The organism is Homoserinimonas sedimenticola (assembly GCF_026094475.1).
Lineage (GTDB): Bacteria > Actinomycetota > Actinomycetes > Actinomycetales > Microbacteriaceae > Homoserinimonas > Homoserinimonas sedimenticola.
On record NZ_JAPELL010000001.1, the window covers coordinates 1,845,292 to 1,866,539 of the forward strand.

The following is a 21,248-nucleotide window of genomic DNA, read 5'->3' on the forward strand; positions in this document are numbered from 1 at the left end:
AGCAATTCGGCCCTTCCCGGCGCGCCTCGTTACGCGACAGCATTTCGGCGCTATCTCGGTGAAAACCTCGTTATTCTTAAACTTCCTGTTCTAAAACCTGGGGGTTATGAATGGCTGAGATCGACCTCGACGCGGTGTTCACGGCGCTCGGCGATCCTACGCGCCGCGGCATCCTCACGCTCCTGCGAGACGACGACGCGACCGTCGGACAGCTTGCCCACCACTTTCCGATCAGCCAGCCCGCCATCTCCCGGCATCTGCGTGTGCTCGAGGAGGCGGGGCTCATTCACCGCCGCCATGTCGGCACCGCGACCATCAGCTCCCTCCGCGCCGATCCCCTCGAGGATGCTGCGCGCTGGCTGATCGAGTACGGCGAGTTCTGGGAGCGCCGCTACGAGCCCGTCGAGCCGCTCCTCGACGCTTACCCGAGCGCCGACGGGTGGATCATCTGAACTCAGTCGCGGCCACGTTCGATCAGCTTCGACAGCACGATCGAGCTGCGGGTGTGGTCGACATTGGGCGCATCGCGCACCCTCTCGATGGCGACCTCGAGACTGTGGATGTCGCGGCTCCTCATGTGCAGGATCGCATCCGCACTGCCGCTCACGGTGCCGGCGCCGACGACCTCGGGAATGTCGGCGAGCATCCGCCGCAGCTCTCCCGGCGCGACGGTGCCGCGGCAGAAGATCTCCACATAGGCCTCCGTGCCGAGACCCTCGATCGCGGGATCGACCTGGATCGTGAATCCACGGATCACCCCCTCCGCGACGAGGCGGTCGACACGGCGCTTGACGGCGGAGGCGGAGAGGCCGATCGCGTCGCCGATGTCGCCGTAGCCGGCGCGCGCGTTCTTGCGCAGCTGGGCGAGGATTCCGTGATCGAGATTGTCCATGGCGGCCACCCTACGCGCGGATGTTGCGTCATATCCAGGGTTTGCGCTAAATCTCTGCGTGGCTTCGCGAAAGCTTGCCCGTCATCGCTGTGACACTGGAAGCATGACGCTCACCGACACCCAGGCCTCCCCGATCGCCAGGACCGGCAGCCGCCGGACGGTCCTCATGTGCCGGCCCGACCACTTCACGGTCAGCTACCGCATCAACCCCTGGATGCACCCGGAAGACCCCACAGACACCTCCCTCGCCGTGCGGCAGTGGGAGACCCTGCATCAGGCCTACCTCGAGCTCGGCTTCGACGTGCAGCTGATCGAGCCGATCGCCGGGCTGCCCGACATGGTCTACGCGGCGAACGGGGGATTCGTGCTCGATGGCGTCGCCTACGGGGCGAAGTTCACGCATCCGGAGCGCGCGGCAGAAGGGCCCGCCTACATGGAGTGGTTCGCGCAGGCGGGCTACGAGGTGCGGGTGCCCGAGCACGTCAACGAGGGCGAGGGTGACTTCCTGCTCGCTGGTGACGTCGTGCTCGCCGGTTCCGGCTTCCGCAGCACGACGGACAGCCAGGACGAACTCGCCGCCGTCTTCGGACGCGAGGTCATCGGTCTCGAGCTCGTCAACCCCAGCTACTACCACCTCGACACAGCGCTCGCCGTGCTCGACCCCGAGCCGGAGGCCGACGCCGAGCCGACCATCGCCTACCTGCCGTCAGCGTTCAGCGACGCGAGCCTCGAGGTGCTTCGGATGCGCTTCCCGAACGCCATCATCGTGAGCGAGGCCGACGCAGCGGTCCTCGGCCTCAACTGCTTCAGCGACGGCAGCACGGTCGTCATCGCGAGCCGCGCCCTCGGTTTCGCCGAGCAACTGCGCGAGCGCGGGTACACGCCCGTCGGCGTCGACCTCTCGGAGCTGCTGCTCGGGGGAGGGGGTGTCAAGTGCTGCACTCTGGAGCTGCGGCGGTGACCCCGGGCATCCGATCGACGACGGACGCTGCGATCGCGGCGGAGGCGGAACACTCGCCGCACAACTACCACCCGCTCCCCGTCGTCGTGAGCACGGGGGAGGGCGCTTGGGTGACGGATGTCGAGGGGCGCCGCTATCTCGACTGCCTCGCCGCCTACTCGGCCGTCAACTTCGGACACTCGCACCCGCGGCTCGTGGCGGCGGCGAAGGCGCAGCTCGACCGGGTGACCCTCACGAGTCGTGCCTTCCACAATGACCAGCTCGGCGTCTTCGTGACCGAGCTTGCGGCGCTCGCGGGCAAAGACATGGTGCTGCCCATGAACACGGGGGCCGAGGCCGTCGAGTCCGGTATCAAGGTCGCCCGTGCCTGGGGCTACCGCGTCAAGGGCGTCGCATCCGGGGAGGCGAACATCGTCGTCATGGCGGGCAACTTCCACGGCCGCACGACGACGATCGTTGGCTTCAGCGACGACCCGGATGCCTACAACGACTTCGGTCCATTCGGCCCCGGCTTCCGCACGGTGCCCTACGGCGACGTGGGGGCGATTGCGGCCGCGATCGACGAGAACACGGTCGCGGTGCTCGTTGAGCCCATTCAGGGCGAGGCGGGCGTGATCGTGCCGCCGGCCGACTTCCTGCCCGGGGTGCGCGAGCTGTGCACTCGCGAGCGCGTGCTCATGATCGCCGACGAGATTCAGTCCGGCCTCGGTCGCACGGGCGCGACCTTCGCCTGCGACCTCGTGGGAGTCGTGCCCGACCTCTACCTGCTCGGCAAGGCCCTGGGCGGCGGCATCGTGCCCGTGTCGGCCGTCGTCGGCGACGCCGACATCCTCGGGGTGCTCCGCCCGGGTCAGCATGGCTCGACCTTCGGCGGCAACCCCCTCGCGGCGGCCGTCGGCACGGAGGTCGTGCGGATGCTCGCGGGCGGCGAGCCCCAGGAGCGGGCGCGGATGCTCGGCGCCCGTCTACACGAGCGGCTCGGCGCTCTCGTGGGCGACGGCATCGTGGCGGTGCGCGGTGCCGGACTCTGGGTGGGAATCGACATCGACCCGGCGCTCGGCACGGGACGCGAGTTCTGCGAGCGGCTCATGGCCCGCGGCATCCTCGCGAAGGACACCCACGGCCAGACTGTGCGGCTTGCCCCGCCCATCGTGGTGGACGAGGCCGACCTCGACTGGGCGGTCGACGAACTCGCCGCCGTGCTCTCAGAAGTCAGCGATCGCTGACGCGGGCGATCGCGCCAGCCCGGCATTCCCGAATGATGGGGCCGACGGCTGAAGCGACGGTGAGAGCGTCTCGCGCCCACCTGTGCCTACTATTCGCGTAGGTGTAGGAGAGGAGACCGCGATGGTGACATTCGGCGTTGAGGAGGAGTACTGCTTCGTCGACCCCGAGACGCTCGACCCGCGCGACGTCAGCCCCGCCGTCTACCGGGCCCTCCGGGTCGAACGGGTCGAGAGCAAGAACGTGCAGCGCGAGTTCCTGCTCAGCCAGATCGAGCGCCCCAGCCCCGTCTTCGAGACGACGGGGCAGGCGGTGGCGGACCTCGACGCCTTCCGTCGCCGGCTGCGCGAGGCTGCGACATCCGTCGGCGTGCTCGCGTGCGCGAGCGGCGCGTTCCCCAAGCGGACGGGCGGTAGCGTCACGACCGACAAGCCGCGCTATCACCGGGTGCGCGAGGAGTACCGCCAGGTGGGCCGCGACTACTACTTCAACGGCCTGCACGTGCACGTGCACGTCGAGGACCGTGAGGAGGGCGTGCGGGCCCTCAACGGCATCCGGGTCTGGATGCCGCTGCTCACCGCACTCGGTGCCAACTCGCCCTTCTGGGACGGCGAGGACACAGGCTTCTCAAGCTGGCGCACGATCCAGCTGCAGCGCTGGACGACGCGGGGCACCCCGCCCCACTTCGCGGATGCCGCGGACTACGACACCCGTCTGCACCGTCTCGTCGGGGTCGGCGCCACCTTCGATGACGCCCTCGTGATGTGGAACATCCGGCTCTCCACTCACCTGCCGACAATCGAGATCCGGGCGCCCGACGTGCAGCTGGAGGCGTGGCACACGGTGCTGTTGGCGGCGCTCACGCGCGGCCTCGTCACGACGGCGCTCTCGGGGCGCGAGTTGCCGCCCGCCCTCGACGCCGAGCTGATCGATGCCGCCCTATGGCACGCGGCGCGCGATGGCATCTCGGACGAACTCGTGCATCCGGCGACGGGCGTCATCGTTCCCGCGAGGGAGGCGGTGGATGCGCTCGTCGAGCACGTGGCGGAGGCGCTCGAGTCGGAGGGCGACCTTGAGCGGGTGCGAGAGTGGGTCGATCGGATCTTCCGCGAGGGGACGGGTGCCGCTCGCCAGCGCGCGGCCTACGAGCGGGGCGGCCGGCCGGCGCTCGCGGCGCTATTCCATGCGTCGCTCGCCCCGGATCCGGGGACGGTTGACGCGAGGACTCCCGAGAGCAGCCCCGTATAGACCCCGCCGTGTGAGCAAACGGTAACGCGAAGGACCCGTCTCCCGAAATATCCGCGCAACACCGCGAGCCTATGTTCAGGCCATGGACGGCTTGTTCGACGGTTACGGAATCGCCTCCGCACGCCGCGGCGAGCATCCGGCCTGGGACGAAGTGTTCAGTGCGAGCGGTGACGTGCGACCCGTCTACCGCGAGCGGATCGAAAGACACCCGGGTGGTGGGCCAACGCCACGAACCCGAGTGGCCGGTGGGGGCCGACCGGCAGGGGAGTGCTCCGAGCAACAGGGGGCGCGAGCATCCGCAAGACCAGGCTCCCCGTGACGACGCGCCGGAGCAACGCCAGCGAAAACAACAGCAACAAACGCGGGAGGCGCGGCGATGTTGAGCCGAATTGCCGAATCACTCTTCTGGATCGGCCGATACATCGAGAGGGCCGACGGCACGGCGAGCGTCATCGACGCACACCTGCAGCTCCTCATCGAGGACCCGTGGATCGACGAGAACCTTGCCTGTCGCTCCCTGCTGGAGGTCATGGGGGCCTCCGCGCCGGGCGGCGCCGACCTCACGCGGCAGGACGTGCTGTCGGTGCTCGCGGTCGATCGCTCGCAGCCCTCCTCGATCGCCTCCTCCCTCGGGGCCGCCCGCGAGAACGCACGCCGCGCTCGCGAGGTCGTCTCGACGGAGCTGTGGGAGTGCCTCAACACGACGCGCGCTCGCACCCCGCGCAAGGTCGCTGACGACAAGGTGCACGCCTTCATCAGCTGGGTGCGGGAGCGTTCGGCGCTCGCCGTCGGCATCATCGAATCCGCCACCCGCCGCGACGAGTCCTGGTACTTCTTCACCCTCGGCCGGAGCCTCGAGCGGGCCGACATGACGGCCCGCCTGCTCTCCACCCGCTCACTCACGGAGGAGACGGGTCCCTCATGGACGACCATCCTCCGCAGCTGCGGCGCCTACGAGTCCTACCTGCGCACCCACAGCGGCGCGCCGAGCGCGCTCAAGGCGGGAGAGTTCCTGATCCTCGACCGGCAGTTCCCCCGCAGCATCCTGTTCTCCATCTCGCGGGCCGAGCAGGCGCTCGCCGAGATCGAGCCGCGCAGCGACTTCGGGGCGCAGCACGAGAGCCGTCGCGTCCTCGGCCAGATCCGCAGTGAGCTGGAGTACCGCCCGATCGCCGAGATCCTCGCGGACTTGAAGAGCCACGTCGAGAGCGTGCAGGTGGCGACGAGCGCCGTCTCTGAGCATGCCATGCGGCGCTACTTCCCCAACGAGGCCGCTCCGAACTGGGTCGGCGGCACGACATGAATCGGCTGCGGGTCAGTGACGGGGTTCCGCTACGAGGCGGATGTCGCGGCCTCCTGCAACGAGGCACGGATGCTTCCGGTCACGACCGATGGGCTTCGTGACGGTGGAGATCACGCGGGAGGCGTGAGCAACCGCATCAGCGACGCTGGCCCGTGACCTCGCCGACCGCGATCTCCGTCGTCGCCGCCTCCACGGCATCCTCGCCCACCTGTTCGTCGGCGCGGCCGTCCGCTTCGAAGGCGAAGCCCACCCGTCGACGGCCCGACGTGCGGTAGGTGATGCGCAGCCCGCGCGAGCGCACGAGCCAGACGAGGGCGACACCGGCGGCAGCGAAGCCGGCGACGGCCGCGACCCCGAGGCCCCAGCGCGGGCCGAGGTGATTCGTCACCCAGCCGACGATGGGGGAGCCGATCGGCGTGCCCCCCATGAAGACGGCCATGTAGAGCGCCATGACCCGACCGCGCATGACCGACTCCGTCGTCGTCTGCACGTAGGCATTCGCGCAGGTCATGAAGGTGAGGGTGCACGCCCCGAGCACGGCGAGGGAGGCCGCGAAGGTCCAGTAGTTCGGCATGAATGCCGCGATCAGACAGACCAGGCCGAACGCGGCCGCCGCGCTCACCATGACCCGCAGGCGAGGGCGCTCCCGGCGGGCAGCCATGAGGGCCCCCGCGACCGAGCCGATCGCCATGACGGAGGAGAGGAGCCCGTATTCGCTCGACCCGAGACCGAACTCGATGGTCGTCATCGTGGAGATGTAGATCGCGAAGTTCATGCCGAAGGTGCCCACGAGCGACACCATCGCGAGCACGACGACGATGTCGGGTCGCGACCGCACGTAGCGGAAGCCCGCGCGCAGCTGACCGCGCTCGCCGCGGCGGGTCCGGGTCGTCGGCACGAGCTCCGAGCGGCGCATCAGCATGAGCGCCACCAGCACGGCCGCGAAGGTCGCCGCATTGATGATGAAGACCCAACCGGTGCCGACGAGAGCGATGAGGATGCCCGCCACGGCGGGACCCACGAGCCGGGCCCCGTGGAACGAGAGGGAATTGAGGGCGACCGCATTGGGCAGGTAGCGCTCGGTCACGAGCTCCGAGACGAAGGCCTGCCGCGCGGGCGCGTCGATGGCGGAGGCGATGCCGAGAGCGAGGGCGAAGGCATACAGGTGCCACAGTTGAGCGACGCCGGCGAGCACGATGACGCCGAGCGCGAGCCCGAGCATCCCCATGGCCGTCTGCGTCACCATGAGCACGCGTCGCCGGTCGAATCGGTCGGCGATGAGGCCCGACCACGGGAGCAGCACGAGCTGCGGCCCGAGCTGCAAGGCCAGCGTGATCCCGAGCGCGGCGGCGTCGTTGTCCGTGAGCTCGGTCAGCACGATCCAGTCCTGGGCTGTGCGCTGCATCCAGGTGCCGATGTTCGAGACGAGAGCGCCCACGAACCAGAGGCGGTAGTTGAGGATGCCGAAGGAACGGAACATCCGCCTCATTCCTCGGCCAGCTTCCGCAGCACGGGGAGGGCGGCGTCGAGCACGGCGCGCTCGTGGTCACTGAGCGAGGAGAGGCGCTCCGCGAACCAGGCGTCTCGGCGGCGCTTGGTCTCGTCCACGAGCGCGTGGCCCGCATCCGTCAGGTCGATGATGACCTTGCGGCCGTCGAAGGGCGAGGCGGCGCGGGCGAGCAGACCGGATGCTTCGAGCAGGTTGACGGTGCGGTTCATCGACGGGGCTGTCACGCGTTCGTGGGTGCTGAGCTCCCCGAGGGTCTGGGGACCGCGCACCGCGAGGGCGATCAGCACGCCGAGTTGGCTCGGGCCGAGGTCGGCCTCCGCTCGCTCCTGCCGCATGCGGCGGGCGAGGCGGGCGATTGTGAGGCGCAGCTCGGAATCCATAGGTGCTTAGGCTAACGAATTAGCTTGGCTAAAGACTGGGACGGCGGGAGTCGCCGCCAATACACTGAGGCCACCCGAGGGAGGAGGGGCAGTGGTCAAGTTCACGGCAATGCGCGCGGAGGGCAGCTACGTCGACGCCCACGGAGTCACCATCCGCTACTACGAGTGGAAGGTCGGCGCCCCCCGCGGCATCGTGCAGATCTCACACGGGCTCGGCGAACACGCCGGCCGCTACGAGCATGTCGCGCAGGCCTTCGTCGCGGCGGGCTACACCGTCTACGCCGACGACCACCGCGGGCACGGGCAGACCGGGCTCGGCCAATGGGGCGGCGACCTCGAGCGGCTCGGCAGACTCGGGCCGGGCGGACTCCGGGGCACGGTGGATGCGGTGCGCCAGTTCACGCGGATCATCCGGGACGAGCATCCAGGCACCCCCCTCGCCATCCTCGGACACAGCTGGGGCTCCCTGCTCACCCAGATCGTCGTCAACGACCACCCCGACGAATACGACGCCGTCATGCTCAGCGGCACCGCCTACCGCACCTTCACCCACATGAACGGCGGCGACCTCAACAAGCGGCACCGCCACCTCGGCACGACCGGCAACGAATGGCTCAGCCGCGACCCCGCTGTCGCACAGGCGTTCGCGGAGGATCCGCTCTGCTTCCGGGCATCCGCCATCACGCAGTTCGGGCTGTGGGACGCCCTGCGGCTCATGGGGCGACCCCGCCGCAACCTCACCCACGACGTGCCGCTGCTCATCCAGATCGGCGGCGACGACCCCTTCGGTGGCGAACGCAGCGCCGAGTTGCTCGCCGAGAAGTACATCTCGCGCTCAGGGCTCAGCGACGTCGAACTCATCGTCTACACGGATGCGCGGCACGAGATCTTCAATGAACTCAACCGTGACGAGGTGCTCGCCGACACGGTGGCGTGGCTCGAGGAGCGGCTGCCGCGCCCCGCCGAGCACTGAGCCGCACTGCGCCGAGCACTGAGCCGCACTGCGCTGAGCACTGAGCCGCACCGCCGGTGCCCGTCGCGTCAGCCGCGCCCGCTTGCCGGCCCGCCCGCGTCCCAACAGCGCGGTGTTTTCTGCTCAGCGCGGCCGTTGCAGGCCCCGCGCTGAGCAGAAAACACCGCGGTGTTGGGGTTCGCGCGTCTCGCTGAACCACTCCCGCCGACCTCAGAGAGGCATGCCCGCCAGCGCGAGACGGTGGCGCAGCGCGCGCGGATTGCGAGCGACATCCCAGGTCCAGCGGCAGAAGCGGTAGCCGGCGAGCCGCAGGTCGTCTTCGCGAGCTTTCTCGTCGAGGAGTGCCTGTTCGGGCGTGCGCCCCGCAAGGAACACGGGGTCTGAGTATTTGGCGGCCCCGTCGAACTCACCGATGAGGACGAACTGCGGCCACCAGAAGTCGACGTAATACGTGGCGCCACTCGCGCCAACGAGTTCCTGCTGCAACACAGGCGCGGGCACGCCCGCGCGCAGCATGCTCACACGGCTCACCGACTCGCCGGGGAGCTGAGCCGCGCCATCCGCGAAGTTGATCGCGAGGGAAGCGCGAGCGGCGCCACGGCGTAGGGGAATTCGGCAAGCCTCTCGGCGGAGAGATTCAGGCGAGACGTCGGTGAGCGGCACACCCGCCAGAGGGGACTTCGTGCGGCGAAGCGCAGCATCCGCGACGACCACGGCGGCATCAAATGGAAGTGCGGCTGCGAGATCGACCGCCGTTCGCGCGAGAGGGGTCGTGAGAAGCCCGTCGACCTCGACGGGATCGAACGCGCGCGACGAGGCGTGGCGCACGAGCGACTGATTCGAGCGGCCGCCGGCCTGGGGCGGTACCGAGACGTGCGCTCGCGATGGGGGAGGCCCCAGCAGCGGCATCCGCCACAGCACTGCCGCGGACTGATGAGCGAAGACGAGTTCATCACGAGCGGTCAGCGCGGCGGCCCGCACCGTCGCAAGGTGTGCCCGTTCATGAGCGAGCGCGTTGTGGACTGCTCGCGGCAGGTACGCACCGGGCAGCACGCGCATCAAATCGCCAGAAGCGCGTCGGCGGCGGAGCTCGCTCAGTTCGGCAGGAGACGTGAGGTCGCTCGCGAGTACGAAATCGTCGGCCCATTCGGGTAGCTGGAAGCGTCGCATCCGCCAACCCTGTCGAGTTCGGTGTCGTCTGCGTGTTGTCTCCTTCGACTATGTACAGAAGTTCTGCGAGTTGGGCTTGTGGGGGAGTGTCCTGGTGACTGCGCGGAGTTTTCTGCTCAGTGCGCGTGCTGTAGCGGCCGCGCTGAGCAGAAAACACCGCGTTGATGGGAGAGGGGGTGCGCCGGGCGGCGGGAGTGGGGTCGGGCGGCGGGAGTGGGGTCGGGCAGAGGGGGTGCGCCGGGCGGCGGGAGTGGGGTCGGGGCGGCGGGAGTGGGGGTGCGCCGGGCGGCGCGGCGCCGCGTGCAGACCTGAGGATTCCCTCGGCGGGCCTTGAGGCATCCGGGCACCCGTCCTTGACTGGGGGCATGACTGACTCCGGCATCCCGCGGCTTCCCGTGCTCGACAGCACCCTCGGCTTCCTCGGTGACGGCTACCTTTTCGGCACACGACGGTTCGATCGCGTGGGCGGTGACGCCTTTCGCACCCGCATGATGGGCCGACCCGTCACGATCACGAGGGGCGCGGATGCCGCGGAGATGTTCTATAGCGGAGGCCGCTTCGGTCGCGACCGGGCGATGCCGACATCCGTGTTTCACCTGCTGCAGGACGAGGGGAGCGTGCAGTCGCTGAGCGGCCACGCGCACGCGCACCGCAAGGGCATGTTCCAGCGCGCACTCGGCGAGGAAGACGCGGTGCAAGCCGTGGGCGACTTCTTCGAGCGCGAACTGCTTGAGGCGGCGGCCGGGTGGCACGGCCGGGTCGTGCTGTACGACGAGCTCGTGCCCGTGCTGACTCGCACGGCCCTGCGCTGGGTCGGCGTCATGCCCGCGACCGTGGACATCGAGCAGCGCGGTGCCGAACTCATCAGCATGATCGACAACGCGGGCACCTTCGGCCCCGCCAACTGGGCGGCGCGCGCCCGCCGCAAGGGCACCGAGGCCTGGGCGGCGGAGCTGATCGAGACGTGGCGGGCCCGGGGCGAGGGCGCCGAGCAGGGCAGCATCATCGCCGCTATCGCCCACCATGCCGACCCAGAGGGGAACCCCCTGCCGACGGATGTCGCGGCGGTCGAGCTCATCAACGTGCTTCGCCCCGTCGTGGCCGTCGCCCGCTTCATCGTGTTCGTCGCCCATGCCCTCCGCAGGCATCCCACCGAGGCGGAGCGCCTGCGAGAGGACGACGACGCCGTGCTGCCCTTCGTGCAGGAGGTGCGCCGCTTCTACCCCTTCTTCCCCGTCATCGGCGGCACCGCGCGCATCCCGTTCTCGTGGCACGGCGAGTCCTTCGCGCAGGGCGACTGGGTCATGCTCGACCTCTACGGCACCAATCACCATCCGGCGCTGTGGGCGGAGCCCGAAAGATTCCGGCCCGAGCGTTTCGCCAGCTGGGCCGGCGACCCCTACACCCTTGTGCCGCAGGGCGCGGGCGATGCCGATACGGGGCACCGCTGCCCCGGCGAGCGGGCGACGATCGAGCTGATGGTGCGGGCGGCGCGGTGCCTGAGCCGCGACATCCGCTATTCGATCCCGGAGCAGGATCTGCGCATCAGCCTGCAGCGCTTTCCCGCCATTCCCGAGAGCGGCTTCGTGATCGAGGACGTCACTCTGCCATGAACCAGCACAAACCGTAACCGGGGATGCGCCCGGCCGAGAGATCGTCGCCGAGCAGCCGGCGCTGCGACTCGACCGCCTCGACGCGCTGGTGCCGCCGCGAGAGGTTGTGCACCGCCGTGAGCGGCCCATAGGCGAGCCACAGGAGCGGGCCCTCGGCGCGCAGCTGCCAGGGGCTGCCGCCGATGCTGGGATGGTCGCGGCGCAGTGAGATGAGTTCGCGCGTGAGCGTCAGCAGGCTCTGCGGGTCGCCGCGCTGCGCCTCGACGTTGCGTCGGCGGTAACCGTAGCGCCCGCGTGGCTGGGCCGCATCCGTGATCCCGCTGCGCCCCTCACGGGTGAAGCCGCCGTGGCGTTCCGCGCTCCACTGCATGGGGATTCGCACGGCTTTGCGCCCCTCCGCCGCGAGGTTCTCGCCGATGCCGATCTCGTGGCCGTAGGCGAGCAGGGGCGCACCGGGCGGGGCGAAGAGCAGGCTCATGGTCATCCGCAGCTGCGCCTCGCCACGCATCATGGGCGCCCAGCCGCGACGGATGCCCCTCCCGTAGATGCGCATGTCGTCGTCGGGGGCGAAATGGTCGCGCACCTCCGCGCGGTCCTCGGGGCGCAGCTGCTCGAGGTCGAGCTCGTCGAGGTTGCGCACGAAGTTGAGCCACGTGCCATCCGGAACCTCATCGTGCAGGCCGGCGAGGCATTCACCGAGCGGTTCCGCCGATTCGCGGGCGAGGGAGAGGAAGAGGGTGTTGTTGGCGAGGAAGTTGTAGAGGGAGTCGAAGCGCCCGCGCTCGAAGTAGGGCGGGATCGCGGACGTGGCCACGTCGGCCTCCCCCACGAGTGCGACGCCGGGCGCGCGTTCTGCGAGGTAGGAGCGCAGCGCATCCATCCGCTCGTCAAGCCGTGCGGTGCCGCCCTCGACGCCCTTGTCCTCGAAGAGGTGGGTGGCCGCATCGATGCGGAAGGCGTCGACCCCCATCGCGATCCAGAAGTCGACGACACCGAGGATCGACGCCCACACGGCGTCGTTGGCGATGCGCAGGTCGGGTTGGAAGGAGTAGAAGCGATGCCGGTACCAGGCGTCGGCGTGCCGCGAATAGCTCCAGATGCCGCGCTCCTCCTCGGGAAAGACGCTCTCCTCGGGGCTCGTCGTCGGCTCCTCGTAGGACCACACGTAGTAGTCGTGGAAGCGGGAACCGCGGTCGGCGCGCGCCGCCTCGAACCACGGATGCTTCTCCGAGGTGTGGTGCGCGACCAGGTCGACCATGACACGGATGCCGCGGGCGTGAGCCTCCGTCGTGAGCCGCTGGAAGTCCTCCAGGGTGCCCATGCGCGGGTCGACCCCATAGTAGTCGGTGACGTCGTAACCGTTGTCGCGCCGGGCGCTCGGGTAGAAGGGCAGGAACCAGAGGCATCCGACCCCCAACTCCTCCAGGTAGTCGAACTTCTCGATGAGCCCCGGTAGGTCGCCGAAGCCGTCGCCGTCACTGTCGCGGAAGCGGGCGACATCGATCGCGTAGAACACGGTGTCGCGCACCCAGTCGGGGGAGGTCTCGGCGCGGGCGGCCCGGCGTTCGCTGTCCGTGATCGGCGGCTCCATGCCCCGGACGCTAGGGGCCGAAGCTGGCAACTCGCGAAAAGTGCCGGGCATTAGGCTTACCTAAGTCGAGAAAGGGGTGCGGATGCACGGGGAGTACAAGGTTCCGGGCGGCAAGCTCGTCGTGGTCGACCTCGATGTCGAGCAGGGTCGCATTGCGAACTTCCGCCTTGCGGGTGACTTCTTCCTCGAACCCGACGACGCGCTGCTCGACATCAACCGGGCCGTCGAAGGGCTGCCGCAGGACAGCGATGCCGCAACCATTGCATCCGCGGTTCGCTCCGCCCTTCCTGAGGGCGCCCAACTGCTCGGCTTCAGCCCCGAGGCGGTGGGAATCGCGGTGCGCCGCTCCCTCGCCCGCGCGAGCTCCTGGACCGACTACGACTGGCAGCTCCTGCACCCGGGCCCCATGCCGCCGCGCCTGCACCTCGCCCTCGACCAGGTGCTCACGGAGGAGGTGGGCGCGGGTCGCCGCGGGCCGACGCTGCGCGTCTGGGAGTGGAACGAGCCCGCCGTTGTCATCGGCAGTTTCCAGTCGCTGAAGAACGAGGTAGACCTCGACAACGCCAAGAAGTACGGCGTCGACGTGGTGCGGCGCATTTCGGGCGGCGGCGCCATGTTCATGGAGGCGGGCGGCATCATCACCTGGTCGCTCTATGTGCCGGGTGACCTCGTGCAGGGGCTGACCTTCGCCGACTCCTACGCCTTCCTCGATGAGTGGGCGATCACGGCGCTCAAGTCGCTCGGCATCGATGCCAGCTACCAGCCGCTCAACGACATCACGAGCCCCCAGGGCAAGATCGGCGGGGCCGCACAGAAGCGCCTCGGCAACGGGGCCGTGCTGCACCACGTGACCATGAGCTACGACATGGACCGCGACCGCATGGTAGAGGTGCTGCGCATCGGCCGCGAGAAGATGAGCGACAAGGGCACGACGAGCGCCAACAAGCGAGTCGACCCGCTCAAGGCGCAGACGGGGCTCAGTCGGGAGGAGATCATCGAGCGGATGCTCGGAACCTTCCGCACTCTCTACGGGCTCACGCCGGGCGAAATCACGCCCGAGGAGCTCGCGCGGGCCGAGGCGCTGGTGGAGGAGAAGTTCGCAACGGACGCGTGGCTGCAACGGGTCCCGTGACGGGGGCGGCGCATCCCCGCAAGCGGTCCCTCACCCTGGCGGCCGTCCTCGGCGCGGCCCTCGTCGGGGGTGTCGTGCTGTCGGCCATGGTGGGCCAGCTGCCCGTCACACCGCAGGAGGTCGTCGGCGGCATCCTGCGTGGCCTTGGTATCGAGACGACCTGGGCCTCGGATGACCCCGTCATTGACGCGACCCTCTGGGCGGTGCGCTTCCCCCGCCTCGTGATGGGCCTTGTCGTGGGCGCGGCCCTCGCGGTCGCGGGCGCCGTCATGCAGGCCATCTTCGGCAATCCTCTCGCCGAGCCCGGCGTCGTCGGGGTCTCGTCCGGCGCGGCCCTCGGCGCGGCGGCCGCGATCGTCTTCGGGCTCACGGCCCTCGGCGGCTGGGCGGTCGCCCTCCTCGCCTTCCTGGGGGGCCTGCTCGCGGTGCTCCTCGTCTACTTCGTGTCGCGGGCGTCCGGGCGCACGGAGGTCGTGACGCTGCTGCTGACCGGCATCGCGATCAACGCCTTCGCGGGCGCCGGGCTCGCGCTGCTCATGTTTCTGGGAGACACCTCGAGCCGCGAGCAGATCGTCTTCTGGCAGCTCGGCTCCATGAACGGCGCGCGCTGGCCCGAGGTGGGCATCGTCGCGGTCGTCGCGCTCGCCGGATGCGCGGTCGCGCTGTTCCTCGCCCGGCGCTACGACCTTCTCGCGCTCGGTGAGCGGGCCGCCCGCCACCTCGGGGTCGACGTCGAGCTCCTGCGCGTCGTGTCGATCGTGCTCGTCGCCCTGCTCACGGGGGTGGCGGTGGCATTCTGCGGCATCATCGCCTTCGTCGGGCTCGTCGTGCCGCACATCATCCGCATGGCGATCGGGCCGGCCCATCGCCCCCTGATCCTCGCGAGTGCGATCGGCGGCGGCGTGCTGCTCGTCTTCGCCGACGTGCTCGCCCGCACGCTCATCGCGGGGGCCGACCTGCCGATCGGCATGCTCACGTCGCTCGTCGGCGGGCCATTCTTTTTCTACCTGCTCTACCGCGCCCGCAAGCAGAGCGGAGGCTGGGCATGACGCCGACGAAGGTGCGCGTCGAGGCGCGAGACGTCACGGTGCACGTGGGGGAGTTGCGCATCCTCGACGACGTGAGCGTCTCGATCGCTGCGGGGGAGGTGCTCGCGCTCGTCGGACCCAACGGTGCCGGCAAGTCGACCCTGCTCGGAGTGCTCGCGGGCGACCGGCGGCCCGACCGCGGCGAGGTGCTCTACGACGGGCGGCCCGCGCGCGAGTGCTCGCACCTCGAGCTGGCGCGCCGCAGGGCCGTGCTCACGCAGGAGAACACCGTCAGCTTTCCCTTCCGCGCCCTCGAGGTCGTCGAGATGGGTCGTAGCCCGTGGGGTCGCTCGGGTGACCCCGAAGCGGATCGCACCGCGGTTGCCGCGGCCGTTGCGGCGACGGATGTCACGCACCTCCTCGACCGTCGGTACACGGCGCTCTCGGGCGGCGAGAAGGCCCGCGTCTCCCTCGCCCGAGTCCTCGCGCAGCAGACCGACATCGTGTACCTCGACGAGCCGACCGCGGCGCTCGACCTGCGGCACCAGGAGGATGTCATGCGCACGGCGCGAGTGCTGGCATCCGAGGGGAAGGCCGTCGTGGTCGTGCTGCACGACCTCTCCCTCGCGGGGGCCTACGCCGACCGCATCGCCCTGCTCGCGCGGGGCCGCATGGTGACGATCGGCGCGCCCGAGGAGGTACTCACGGCCGACATCGTCGGGGATGCGTACGGGCTCGAGGTGCAGGTGATCCCGCAGCCGGGCACGGGGCGGCCGCTCGTGCTGCCGGTGCGGCATCCGGGAGGATTGTCACGTGACTGAGTCGTGGACGCCCGAATCGCCCAACCTCGTCATCCACGGCGACAACCTCGACGTGATTGCGGCGCTGCCCGACGCATCCTTCACCCTCGTCTACCTCGACCCGCCCTTCAACACGGGCCGGAGCCAGCGACGACAGTCGACGACGAGCGTGCGCAGTGCATCCGGAGGCAACGCGGGGTTCAAAGGGGTGCAGTATGAGCGCATCCGTGGTGACCTCATGAGCTACGACGACACCTTCGAGGACTACTGGTCGTTCCTGGAGCCGCGGCTGACGGAGGCGTGGCGGCTGCTCACCGACGACGGCACGCTCTACCTGCACCTCGACTACCGGGAGGCGCACTACGCCAAGGTGCTGCTGGATGCACTCTTCGGCCGCGAATGCTTCCTCAACGAGATCATCTGGGCCTACGACTATGGCGCCAAGTCGAAGCGGCGCTGGCCGACCAAGCACGACACGATCCTCGTCTACGTCAAAGACCCGCAGCGCTACCACTTCGACTCGGAGGCTGTCGACCGCGAGCCTTATATGGCGCCCGGTCTGGTGACGCCCGAGAAGGCGGAGCGCGGCAAACTGCCGACGGATGTCTGGTGGCACACGATCGTGTCGCCGACCGGCAGCGAGAAAACCGGCTACCCGACGCAGAAGCCTGCGGGCATCCTGCGGCGCATCGTGCAGGCCTCGTCGCGCGAAGGGGACTGGGTGCTCGACTTCTTCGCGGGCTCCGGCACGACGGGGGCTGTTGCGGGGGCGCTCGGCCGACGTTTCGTGCTGGTCGACCGCAGCGCGGAGTCGATCGACGTGATCACGGCGCGGCTCGAGGCAGCCGGCATCCGCTTCGAAAGCCGCTGACCGGCGGATGCTACGGGATCGGGGATGCTGCGACATCCGTGCGATCAGACGGAGGCGCGCTCCACGAGCGAGGTCGGGATGATGGTCGTGCGGGGCACGTCCTGCCCGTCGATGAGGCGCAGCAGCACGTCCGCCATGGTGGAGCCCTGCCGTACGGAGGGCTGATCGACCGTCGTGAGCGGTGGCAGTGCGTTCTGCGCGAAGTAGTCGTTGTCGATGCTGACGATGCCGACATCCTCGGGCACGCGCAGGCCCGCCTCCCGCAGGGCGATGAGAGCGCCGGATGCCATCTGGGCGCTCGCCGCGAAGACTCCGTCGAAGGGTTCGTCCCGGGCGAGGAGCCGCCGCATCGCCGCCTCCCCGCTCGGCGGGGTGAAGTCGCCCTCCTCGTGCAGGTCGGCGGGCAGGCCTGCAGCAGCGAGCGCCTGCCGCCACCCCTCGAGCCGGTCGAGCCCTGACGCCATATCGTGGGGTCCGCTGATGGTCGCGATGCGCGTCTTGCCTCGCCGCACCAGATACTCGGTCGCCGACCGCGCCGCGGCAACGTTGTCGACGTCGACGTAGTAGGCGTCGTCGCTCATGGGTCGCCCGCCGAAGACAACAGGCATGCGGCGGGAGAGTTGCACGTAGGCCTGGTCGTCGCTGTGGTGCGAGAGAATGAGCGCCCCGTCGACGTTGCCGCCCTGCAGGTAGCGGCGCGTCTTCTCCGACTCGGTCTCCGACGCGATGAGCAGGCTGAGGGTGTAGTCGGTGGAGGCGAGGTGCATCGCAACGCCCTGGATGACGGATGCGAAATACGGGTCGGCGAAGAACTTGGCCGTGTTCTCAGGGATGACGAGGGCTATCGCGTGCGTGCGCCGACTGGCGAGCGATCGCGCTGCGCGGTTGGGCACATAACCGAGCTTGTCGATCGCGGTCGTGACGGCCGTGATGACATCGGCCGTGACATTCGGGCTGCCGTTGACGACCCTGGAGACGGTCGAGCGGGAGACGCCTGCTGCCCGCGCGACCTCCTCGAGGGTGGGGGCTCCCGCGCGTTCGACGTCGAGGGTCACGCTCGCCCTCCTCCTGCCGGTTGTCGTGTGCGCTCCAGTCTAGGCATGCACGCGGGCGTGCTCGGCGATGACGGCGGCGTAGAGGTGGCCGCTGTCTTTGACGGTGCGCTCCTGCGTCTCGTAGTCGACGTGCACGATGCCGAAGCGCTTCTCGTAGCCCCACGCCCACTCGAAGTTGTCGAGCAGAGACCAGACGAAGTAGCCCCGCACATCTGCACCTTCGGCGACGGCGGCGCGCACGGCGTCGAGGTGGGCGCGCAGGAAGTCGGTGCGCTCGACGTCGGCGACGCGGCCCTCCACGACCTCGTCGCCGTCGTAGGCGGAGCCGTTCTCAGTGACATACAGGGGCGGCAGGGCCGGGTATTCGCGACCGAGCCGCACGAGCAGGGTGCGCAGGCCGTCGGGGTTGACCTCCCAGCCCATCGCGGTGCGGGGTAGGCCGCGGCTCGGGAAGGTGAGGTGCTCCGAGCCGGGGAAGGGGGAGGACTTGGGGCGCGGAGTCGGCTGCAGGCCGGGCGGGGTGCCGGGGGGCAGCGGATGCCCGCTGACGTTGTCGTCGTGGTAGTGGTTGACGCCGAGGAAGTCGAGGGGCGCCGAGATCACGTCGAGGTCGCCGGGCTGGATGCGCTCGGCGAGGCCAAGGTCGCGGACGTCGTCGAGCAGGTCGGCCGGGTAGGCGCCGAGCAGCATCGGCTCAAGGAACATCCGGTTCCATAGGGCGTCGAGCCGGCGTGCGGCATCCAGGTCGACGGGGTCGCTGGGGTCGTTCGGCACGGCGTTGGTGAGGTTGAGTGTGATGCCGACGCGGATGTCACGGCTCTCCTGCGCGGCAAGCTCCCGCAGGGCGCGCGTCGCCAGCCCGTGCCCGAGGTGCTGGTGGTGCACGGCGGCGAGGGCCGCCCCCGGATCCTGCAGGCCGGGGGCGTGCTCCCCGCCCGCGTAGCCGATGAGAGACGAGCAGAGCGGCTCGTTGAAGGTCGTCCAGTGGGTGACCCGGTCGCCCAGCACGTCGTAGACGGCGGTCGCGTAGTCGCGGAAGCGGTACGCGGTGTCGCGGTCGGCCCAGCCGCCCTTCTCCTGCACGGCCTGCGGCAGGTCCCAGTGGTACAGGGTCAGCCAGGGCAGGATGCCTGCCTCGAGCAGTTCGTCAACAAGACGGCTGTAGAAGGCGAGCCCTTGCTTGTTGATCTCGCGGTCCCCGGGCTTGATGCGCGCCCAGCTGGTGGAGAAACGGTAGGACTGTAGGCCCAGGCGCTTCATGAGGGCGACGTCCTGCGGCATCCGGTGGTAGTGGTCGACCGCGATCTCGGGGGTGTCGCCGCCCGCGACGGCGCCCGGCACGCGCGCGAAGGCGTCCCAGATGGAGTCCTCCTTGCCGTCCTCGTGGGCGGCGCCCTCGATCTGGGCGGCGGCGGTCGCCGAGCCCCAGAGGAAGTCCCGGGGGAGGCTGTCGAGTTCGAGTTGCTGAGGCACTAGCCCTTCACTGCTCCTTGCATGATTCCTGAGATGAGCTGCTTGCCCGCGATGAGGAAGAGCACGAGCAGCGGGAGGGTCGAGAGGATCGCACCTGTGAGCACGATCGAGAAGTCCACGTAATAACCAGACTGCAGTTGCCCGAGAGCCACCTGAAGGGTGGGGTTGTTGGGCAGCACGAGCATGGGCCAGAGGTAGTCGGTCCAGGCGGTCATGAACGTGAAGAGGCCGAGGATCGCCATGGCGGGGCGGGCGGCAGGCAGGCCGACGTTGAGGAAGGTCGTGATCATGTTGGCGCCGTCGACGCGGGCCGCCTCGATGAGCTCGTCGGGAATGACATCCACCAGGTACTGGCGCATGAAGAACACGCCGAAGGCCGTCACGAGGGTCGGCACGATCACGGCGCCCAGCTCGCCCGTCCAGCCCCACTGCCGCATGAGGATGAAGAGCGGGATGATGCCGAGCTGGGTGGGGATGGCCATGGTTGCGATGACGGCGACCATGAGGCCGTTGCGGCCACGGAAGCGCAGCTTGGCGAAGGCGTAGCCGGCGAGGGTCGCGAAGGTCACGACCGAGATCGTGATGACGGAGGAGACGATGAGGCTGTTGGCGAGCGCCTGCCAGAAGGGGATCGCATCGAAGACCTGGGCGGCGTTGCTCCAGAAGTTGCCGCCGGGGATGAGGGGCGGCCACGCCGACCCGAGGGCCTGGTTGTCACGCGAGCCGATGACGAACGACCACCAGAAGGGGTAGGCGGAGCCGAAGAGCACGACGCCGAGGATCGCGTAGACGAACCAGCCGGGCCTGCGGTCGATGCCGAGCCCGCCGCGGCGACGGCGGCGCGGCGTGGTCGTCTCGGGGGCGTACGGCTCGTGGGGTGCGTTCACGGGGGCCGCGACATCCTCGTGTTGCTCGGGGGCGGTGCGGATGCTCTGTGCTGATCGGATGCTCTGTGCTGATCGGATGCTCTGTGCTGATCGGATGCTCATAGCTTCACGTCCTCTGCGATGGTGCCGGGCGTCGTGAGGGTCTTGTCAGCCTGTTTCTCCCGCGGGCGGCGGCGTCGACGCAGGAACATGCGGCGCGGACCTGCGGACTCTCCCGTGGCGATGCGGCGGGTGAGCATGAAGTTGATGAACCCGATCACGACGATGATGAGGAAGAGCAGCCAGGCGATCGCGGCCGCCTCGCCGAAGTTCTGACGGAAGAACGCCATCTCCCAGAGGTAGAGCACGGTCGTCTGGAACTGCCGGTGCGAGCCGCCCACGCCGCCCGCGGTGGCGGGGTCGAAGAGGCGCGGCTCCGCGAAGATCTGCAGGCCGCCGATCGTCGCGGTGATGATGACGAAGATCATGGTGGGGCGGATGCTCGGGATCGTGATCGACATGAAGCGGCGGACGGCACCCGCACCGTCGATCGCGGCCGACTCGTGCAGCTCACGGGGCACCGCCTGCATGGCGGCCAGCAGGATGAGCGCGTTGTAGCCGGTCCAGCGCCAGTTGACCATGGTCGCGATCGCGAAGTGGCTCGCGAAGGTGTCGCGGTGCCAGGCGACGGGGTCGAGGCCGAAGTTCTGCAGGAGGTTGTTGATGAGGCCGTAGTCGTCGCCGAAGAGGTTGCTGAAGATGATCGACACCGCGACGGGGGTCACGACGTAGGGCAGGAGCACGGCCATTCGCCAGAAGGTCTTGGCGCGGATGTTGGCGTCGAGCACCGCGGCGATCACGAGCGCCGCGATGAGCTGCGGGATTGCCGAGAGCAGGAAGATGCTGAAGGTGTTGAAGATTGAGTTCCAGAAGAAGCGGTCCTCGAGGATCGCGGTGAAGTTCGCGAGGCCCACGAAGTCGCCCTGGCCTTTGAGCAGGTGCCAGTCGAAGAGCGAGACGACGAAGGTGTAAAGCAGGGGAAAGAGCCCGACCAGCGCGAAAAGGATGAAGAACGGCGCGATGTAGAGGTACGGCGAGATCTTCACATCGAGGCGGCTCATCCGCTGCCTCTGCGTCAGTGAACTCATGGCGTGACCT

Annotated in this window: 21 protein-coding genes; 12 read left to right on the forward strand and 9 right to left on the reverse strand. The window is 69.2% G+C overall.

Annotated features, from left to right (window positions below; all coding sequences use genetic code 11):
• The first annotated feature begins 110 nt into the window (after nucleotides 1-110).
• Nucleotides 111-452, forward strand: coding sequence for an ArsR/SmtB family transcription factor (locus OH146_RS08750; protein WP_265159488.1), 342 nt, complete (start codon nucleotides 111-113; stop codon nucleotides 450-452).
• 2 nt (nucleotides 453-454) lie between these two features.
• On the opposite strand, the gene OH146_RS08755 is transcribed toward OH146_RS08750, so the two are convergent.
• Nucleotides 455-892: an Lrp/AsnC family transcriptional regulator gene (locus OH146_RS08755; RefSeq protein ID WP_265159490.1), complete on the reverse strand. Its 438-nt coding sequence runs from the start codon at nucleotides 890-892 to the stop codon at nucleotides 455-457.
• A gap of 103 nt (nucleotides 893-995) precedes the next feature.
• On the opposite strand from OH146_RS08755, the gene ddaH reads away from it, so the two are divergent.
• The 5 genes from ddaH (at nucleotide 996) to OH146_RS08780 (ending at nucleotide 5,784) form a co-directional block, all read left to right on the forward strand.
• Nucleotides 996-1,853, forward strand: a complete 858-nt coding sequence (ddaH, locus tag OH146_RS08760; RefSeq protein WP_265159492.1) for a dimethylargininase — start codon at nucleotides 996-998, stop codon at nucleotides 1,851-1,853.
• A complete protein-coding gene (gene rocD, locus OH146_RS08765) occupies nucleotides 1,826-3,079 on the forward strand; it encodes an ornithine--oxo-acid transaminase (protein ID WP_308214949.1) in 1,254 nt (417 codons plus the stop codon). Before ddaH ends, rocD begins: the two co-directional genes overlap by 28 nt.
• A 121-nt stretch (nucleotides 3,080-3,200) precedes the next feature.
• Nucleotides 3,201-4,325: a carboxylate-amine ligase gene (locus OH146_RS08770; protein WP_265159494.1), complete on the forward strand. Its 1,125-nt coding sequence runs from the start codon at nucleotides 3,201-3,203 to the stop codon at nucleotides 4,323-4,325.
• Between the two features lie 376 nt (nucleotides 4,326-4,701).
• The gene (locus OH146_RS08775; protein WP_265159496.1) at nucleotides 4,702-5,628 is read left to right on the forward strand and encodes an alpha-E domain-containing protein; all 927 of its coding nucleotides are present in this window, start codon (nucleotides 4,702-4,704) and stop codon (nucleotides 5,626-5,628) included.
• A 15-nt stretch (nucleotides 5,629-5,643) separates the two neighbouring features.
• A complete protein-coding gene (locus OH146_RS08780) occupies nucleotides 5,644-5,784 on the forward strand; it encodes a hypothetical protein (RefSeq protein WP_265159498.1) in 141 nt (46 codons plus the stop codon).
• Here OH146_RS08780 and OH146_RS08785 read toward each other — a convergent pair.
• Complete coding sequence (locus tag OH146_RS08785; RefSeq protein ID WP_265159500.1) at nucleotides 5,765-7,117, reverse strand: MFS transporter; 1,353 nt, start codon at nucleotides 7,115-7,117, stop codon at nucleotides 5,765-5,767. The two genes, OH146_RS08780 and OH146_RS08785, sit on opposite strands and share 20 nt — an antisense overlap.
• On the reverse strand, nucleotides 7,114-7,518 hold the full coding sequence (locus OH146_RS08790; protein ID WP_265159502.1) for a MarR family winged helix-turn-helix transcriptional regulator: 405 nt from the start codon (nucleotides 7,516-7,518) through the stop codon (nucleotides 7,114-7,116). Before OH146_RS08790 ends, OH146_RS08785 begins: the two co-directional genes overlap by 4 nt.
• Nucleotides 7,519-7,627: 109 nt before the next feature.
• Between OH146_RS08790 and OH146_RS08795 the strand changes: the two genes are divergently transcribed.
• Nucleotides 7,628-8,491 (forward strand): alpha/beta fold hydrolase, encoded by an 864-nt coding sequence (locus OH146_RS08795; protein ID WP_265160727.1) that lies wholly within the window; start codon nucleotides 7,628-7,630, stop codon nucleotides 8,489-8,491.
• A gap of 210 nt (nucleotides 8,492-8,701) precedes the next feature.
• Here OH146_RS08795 and OH146_RS08800 read toward each other — a convergent pair whose 3' ends face one another.
• Nucleotides 8,702-9,661 (reverse strand): hypothetical protein, encoded by a 960-nt coding sequence (locus tag OH146_RS08800; protein ID WP_265159504.1) that lies wholly within the window; start codon nucleotides 9,659-9,661, stop codon nucleotides 8,702-8,704.
• A 365-nt stretch (nucleotides 9,662-10,026) separates the two neighbouring features.
• On the opposite strand from OH146_RS08800, the gene OH146_RS08805 reads away from it, so the two are divergent.
• Nucleotides 10,027-11,274: a cytochrome P450 gene (locus OH146_RS08805; RefSeq protein ID WP_265159506.1), complete on the forward strand. Its 1,248-nt coding sequence runs from the start codon at nucleotides 10,027-10,029 to the stop codon at nucleotides 11,272-11,274.
• On the opposite strand, the gene OH146_RS08810 is transcribed toward OH146_RS08805, so the two are convergent.
• On the reverse strand, nucleotides 11,261-12,865 hold the full coding sequence (locus tag OH146_RS08810; RefSeq protein WP_265159508.1) for an alpha-amylase family glycosyl hydrolase: 1,605 nt from the start codon (nucleotides 12,863-12,865) through the stop codon (nucleotides 11,261-11,263). The two genes, OH146_RS08805 and OH146_RS08810, sit on opposite strands and share 14 nt — an antisense overlap.
• A gap of 82 nt (nucleotides 12,866-12,947) precedes the next feature.
• Between OH146_RS08810 and lplAB the strand changes: the two genes are divergently transcribed.
• From lplAB to OH146_RS08830, 4 genes are read left to right on the forward strand one after another with little or no spacing between them, the layout of a single operon-like run.
• On the forward strand, nucleotides 12,948-13,997 hold the full coding sequence (lplAB, locus tag OH146_RS08815) for a lipoate-protein ligase LplAB (protein WP_265159510.1): 1,050 nt from the start codon (nucleotides 12,948-12,950) through the stop codon (nucleotides 13,995-13,997).
• Nucleotides 13,976-15,046 carry a FecCD family ABC transporter permease gene (locus OH146_RS08820; RefSeq protein WP_265159512.1) on the forward strand — a complete coding sequence of 357 codons (1,071 nt, stop codon included), beginning with the start codon at nucleotides 13,976-13,978 and terminating at the stop codon, nucleotides 15,044-15,046. Before lplAB ends, OH146_RS08820 begins: the two co-directional genes overlap by 22 nt.
• A complete protein-coding gene (locus OH146_RS08825; RefSeq protein ID WP_265159514.1) occupies nucleotides 15,043-15,846 on the forward strand; it encodes a heme ABC transporter ATP-binding protein in 804 nt (267 codons plus the stop codon). The genes OH146_RS08820 and OH146_RS08825 overlap by 4 nt, the downstream gene beginning before the upstream one ends.
• Nucleotides 15,839-16,696 carry a DNA-methyltransferase gene (locus OH146_RS08830; protein WP_265159516.1) on the forward strand — a complete coding sequence of 286 codons (858 nt, stop codon included), beginning with the start codon at nucleotides 15,839-15,841 and terminating at the stop codon, nucleotides 16,694-16,696. Before OH146_RS08825 ends, OH146_RS08830 begins: the two co-directional genes overlap by 8 nt.
• Nucleotides 16,697-16,740: 44 nt before the next feature.
• Here OH146_RS08830 and OH146_RS08835 read toward each other — a convergent pair whose 3' ends face one another.
• The 4 genes from OH146_RS08835 to OH146_RS08850 form a co-directional block, all read right to left on the reverse strand.
• Nucleotides 16,741-17,751: a LacI family DNA-binding transcriptional regulator gene (locus OH146_RS08835; protein ID WP_265159518.1), complete on the reverse strand. Its 1,011-nt coding sequence runs from the start codon at nucleotides 17,749-17,751 to the stop codon at nucleotides 16,741-16,743.
• A gap of 39 nt (nucleotides 17,752-17,790) precedes the next feature.
• Nucleotides 17,791-19,224, reverse strand: a complete 1,434-nt coding sequence (locus OH146_RS08840) for a glycoside hydrolase family 1 protein (RefSeq protein WP_265159520.1) — start codon at nucleotides 19,222-19,224, stop codon at nucleotides 17,791-17,793.
• Nucleotides 19,224-20,111 carry a carbohydrate ABC transporter permease gene (locus OH146_RS08845; protein WP_372508489.1) on the reverse strand — a complete coding sequence of 296 codons (888 nt, stop codon included), beginning with the start codon at nucleotides 20,109-20,111 and terminating at the stop codon, nucleotides 19,224-19,226. The genes OH146_RS08840 and OH146_RS08845 overlap by 1 nt, the downstream gene beginning before the upstream one ends.
• Before the next feature lie 98 nt (nucleotides 20,112-20,209).
• Nucleotides 20,210-21,238: a carbohydrate ABC transporter permease gene (locus tag OH146_RS08850; RefSeq protein WP_265159524.1), complete on the reverse strand. Its 1,029-nt coding sequence runs from the start codon at nucleotides 21,236-21,238 to the stop codon at nucleotides 20,210-20,212.
• Nucleotides 21,239-21,248 lie beyond the last annotated feature (10 nt).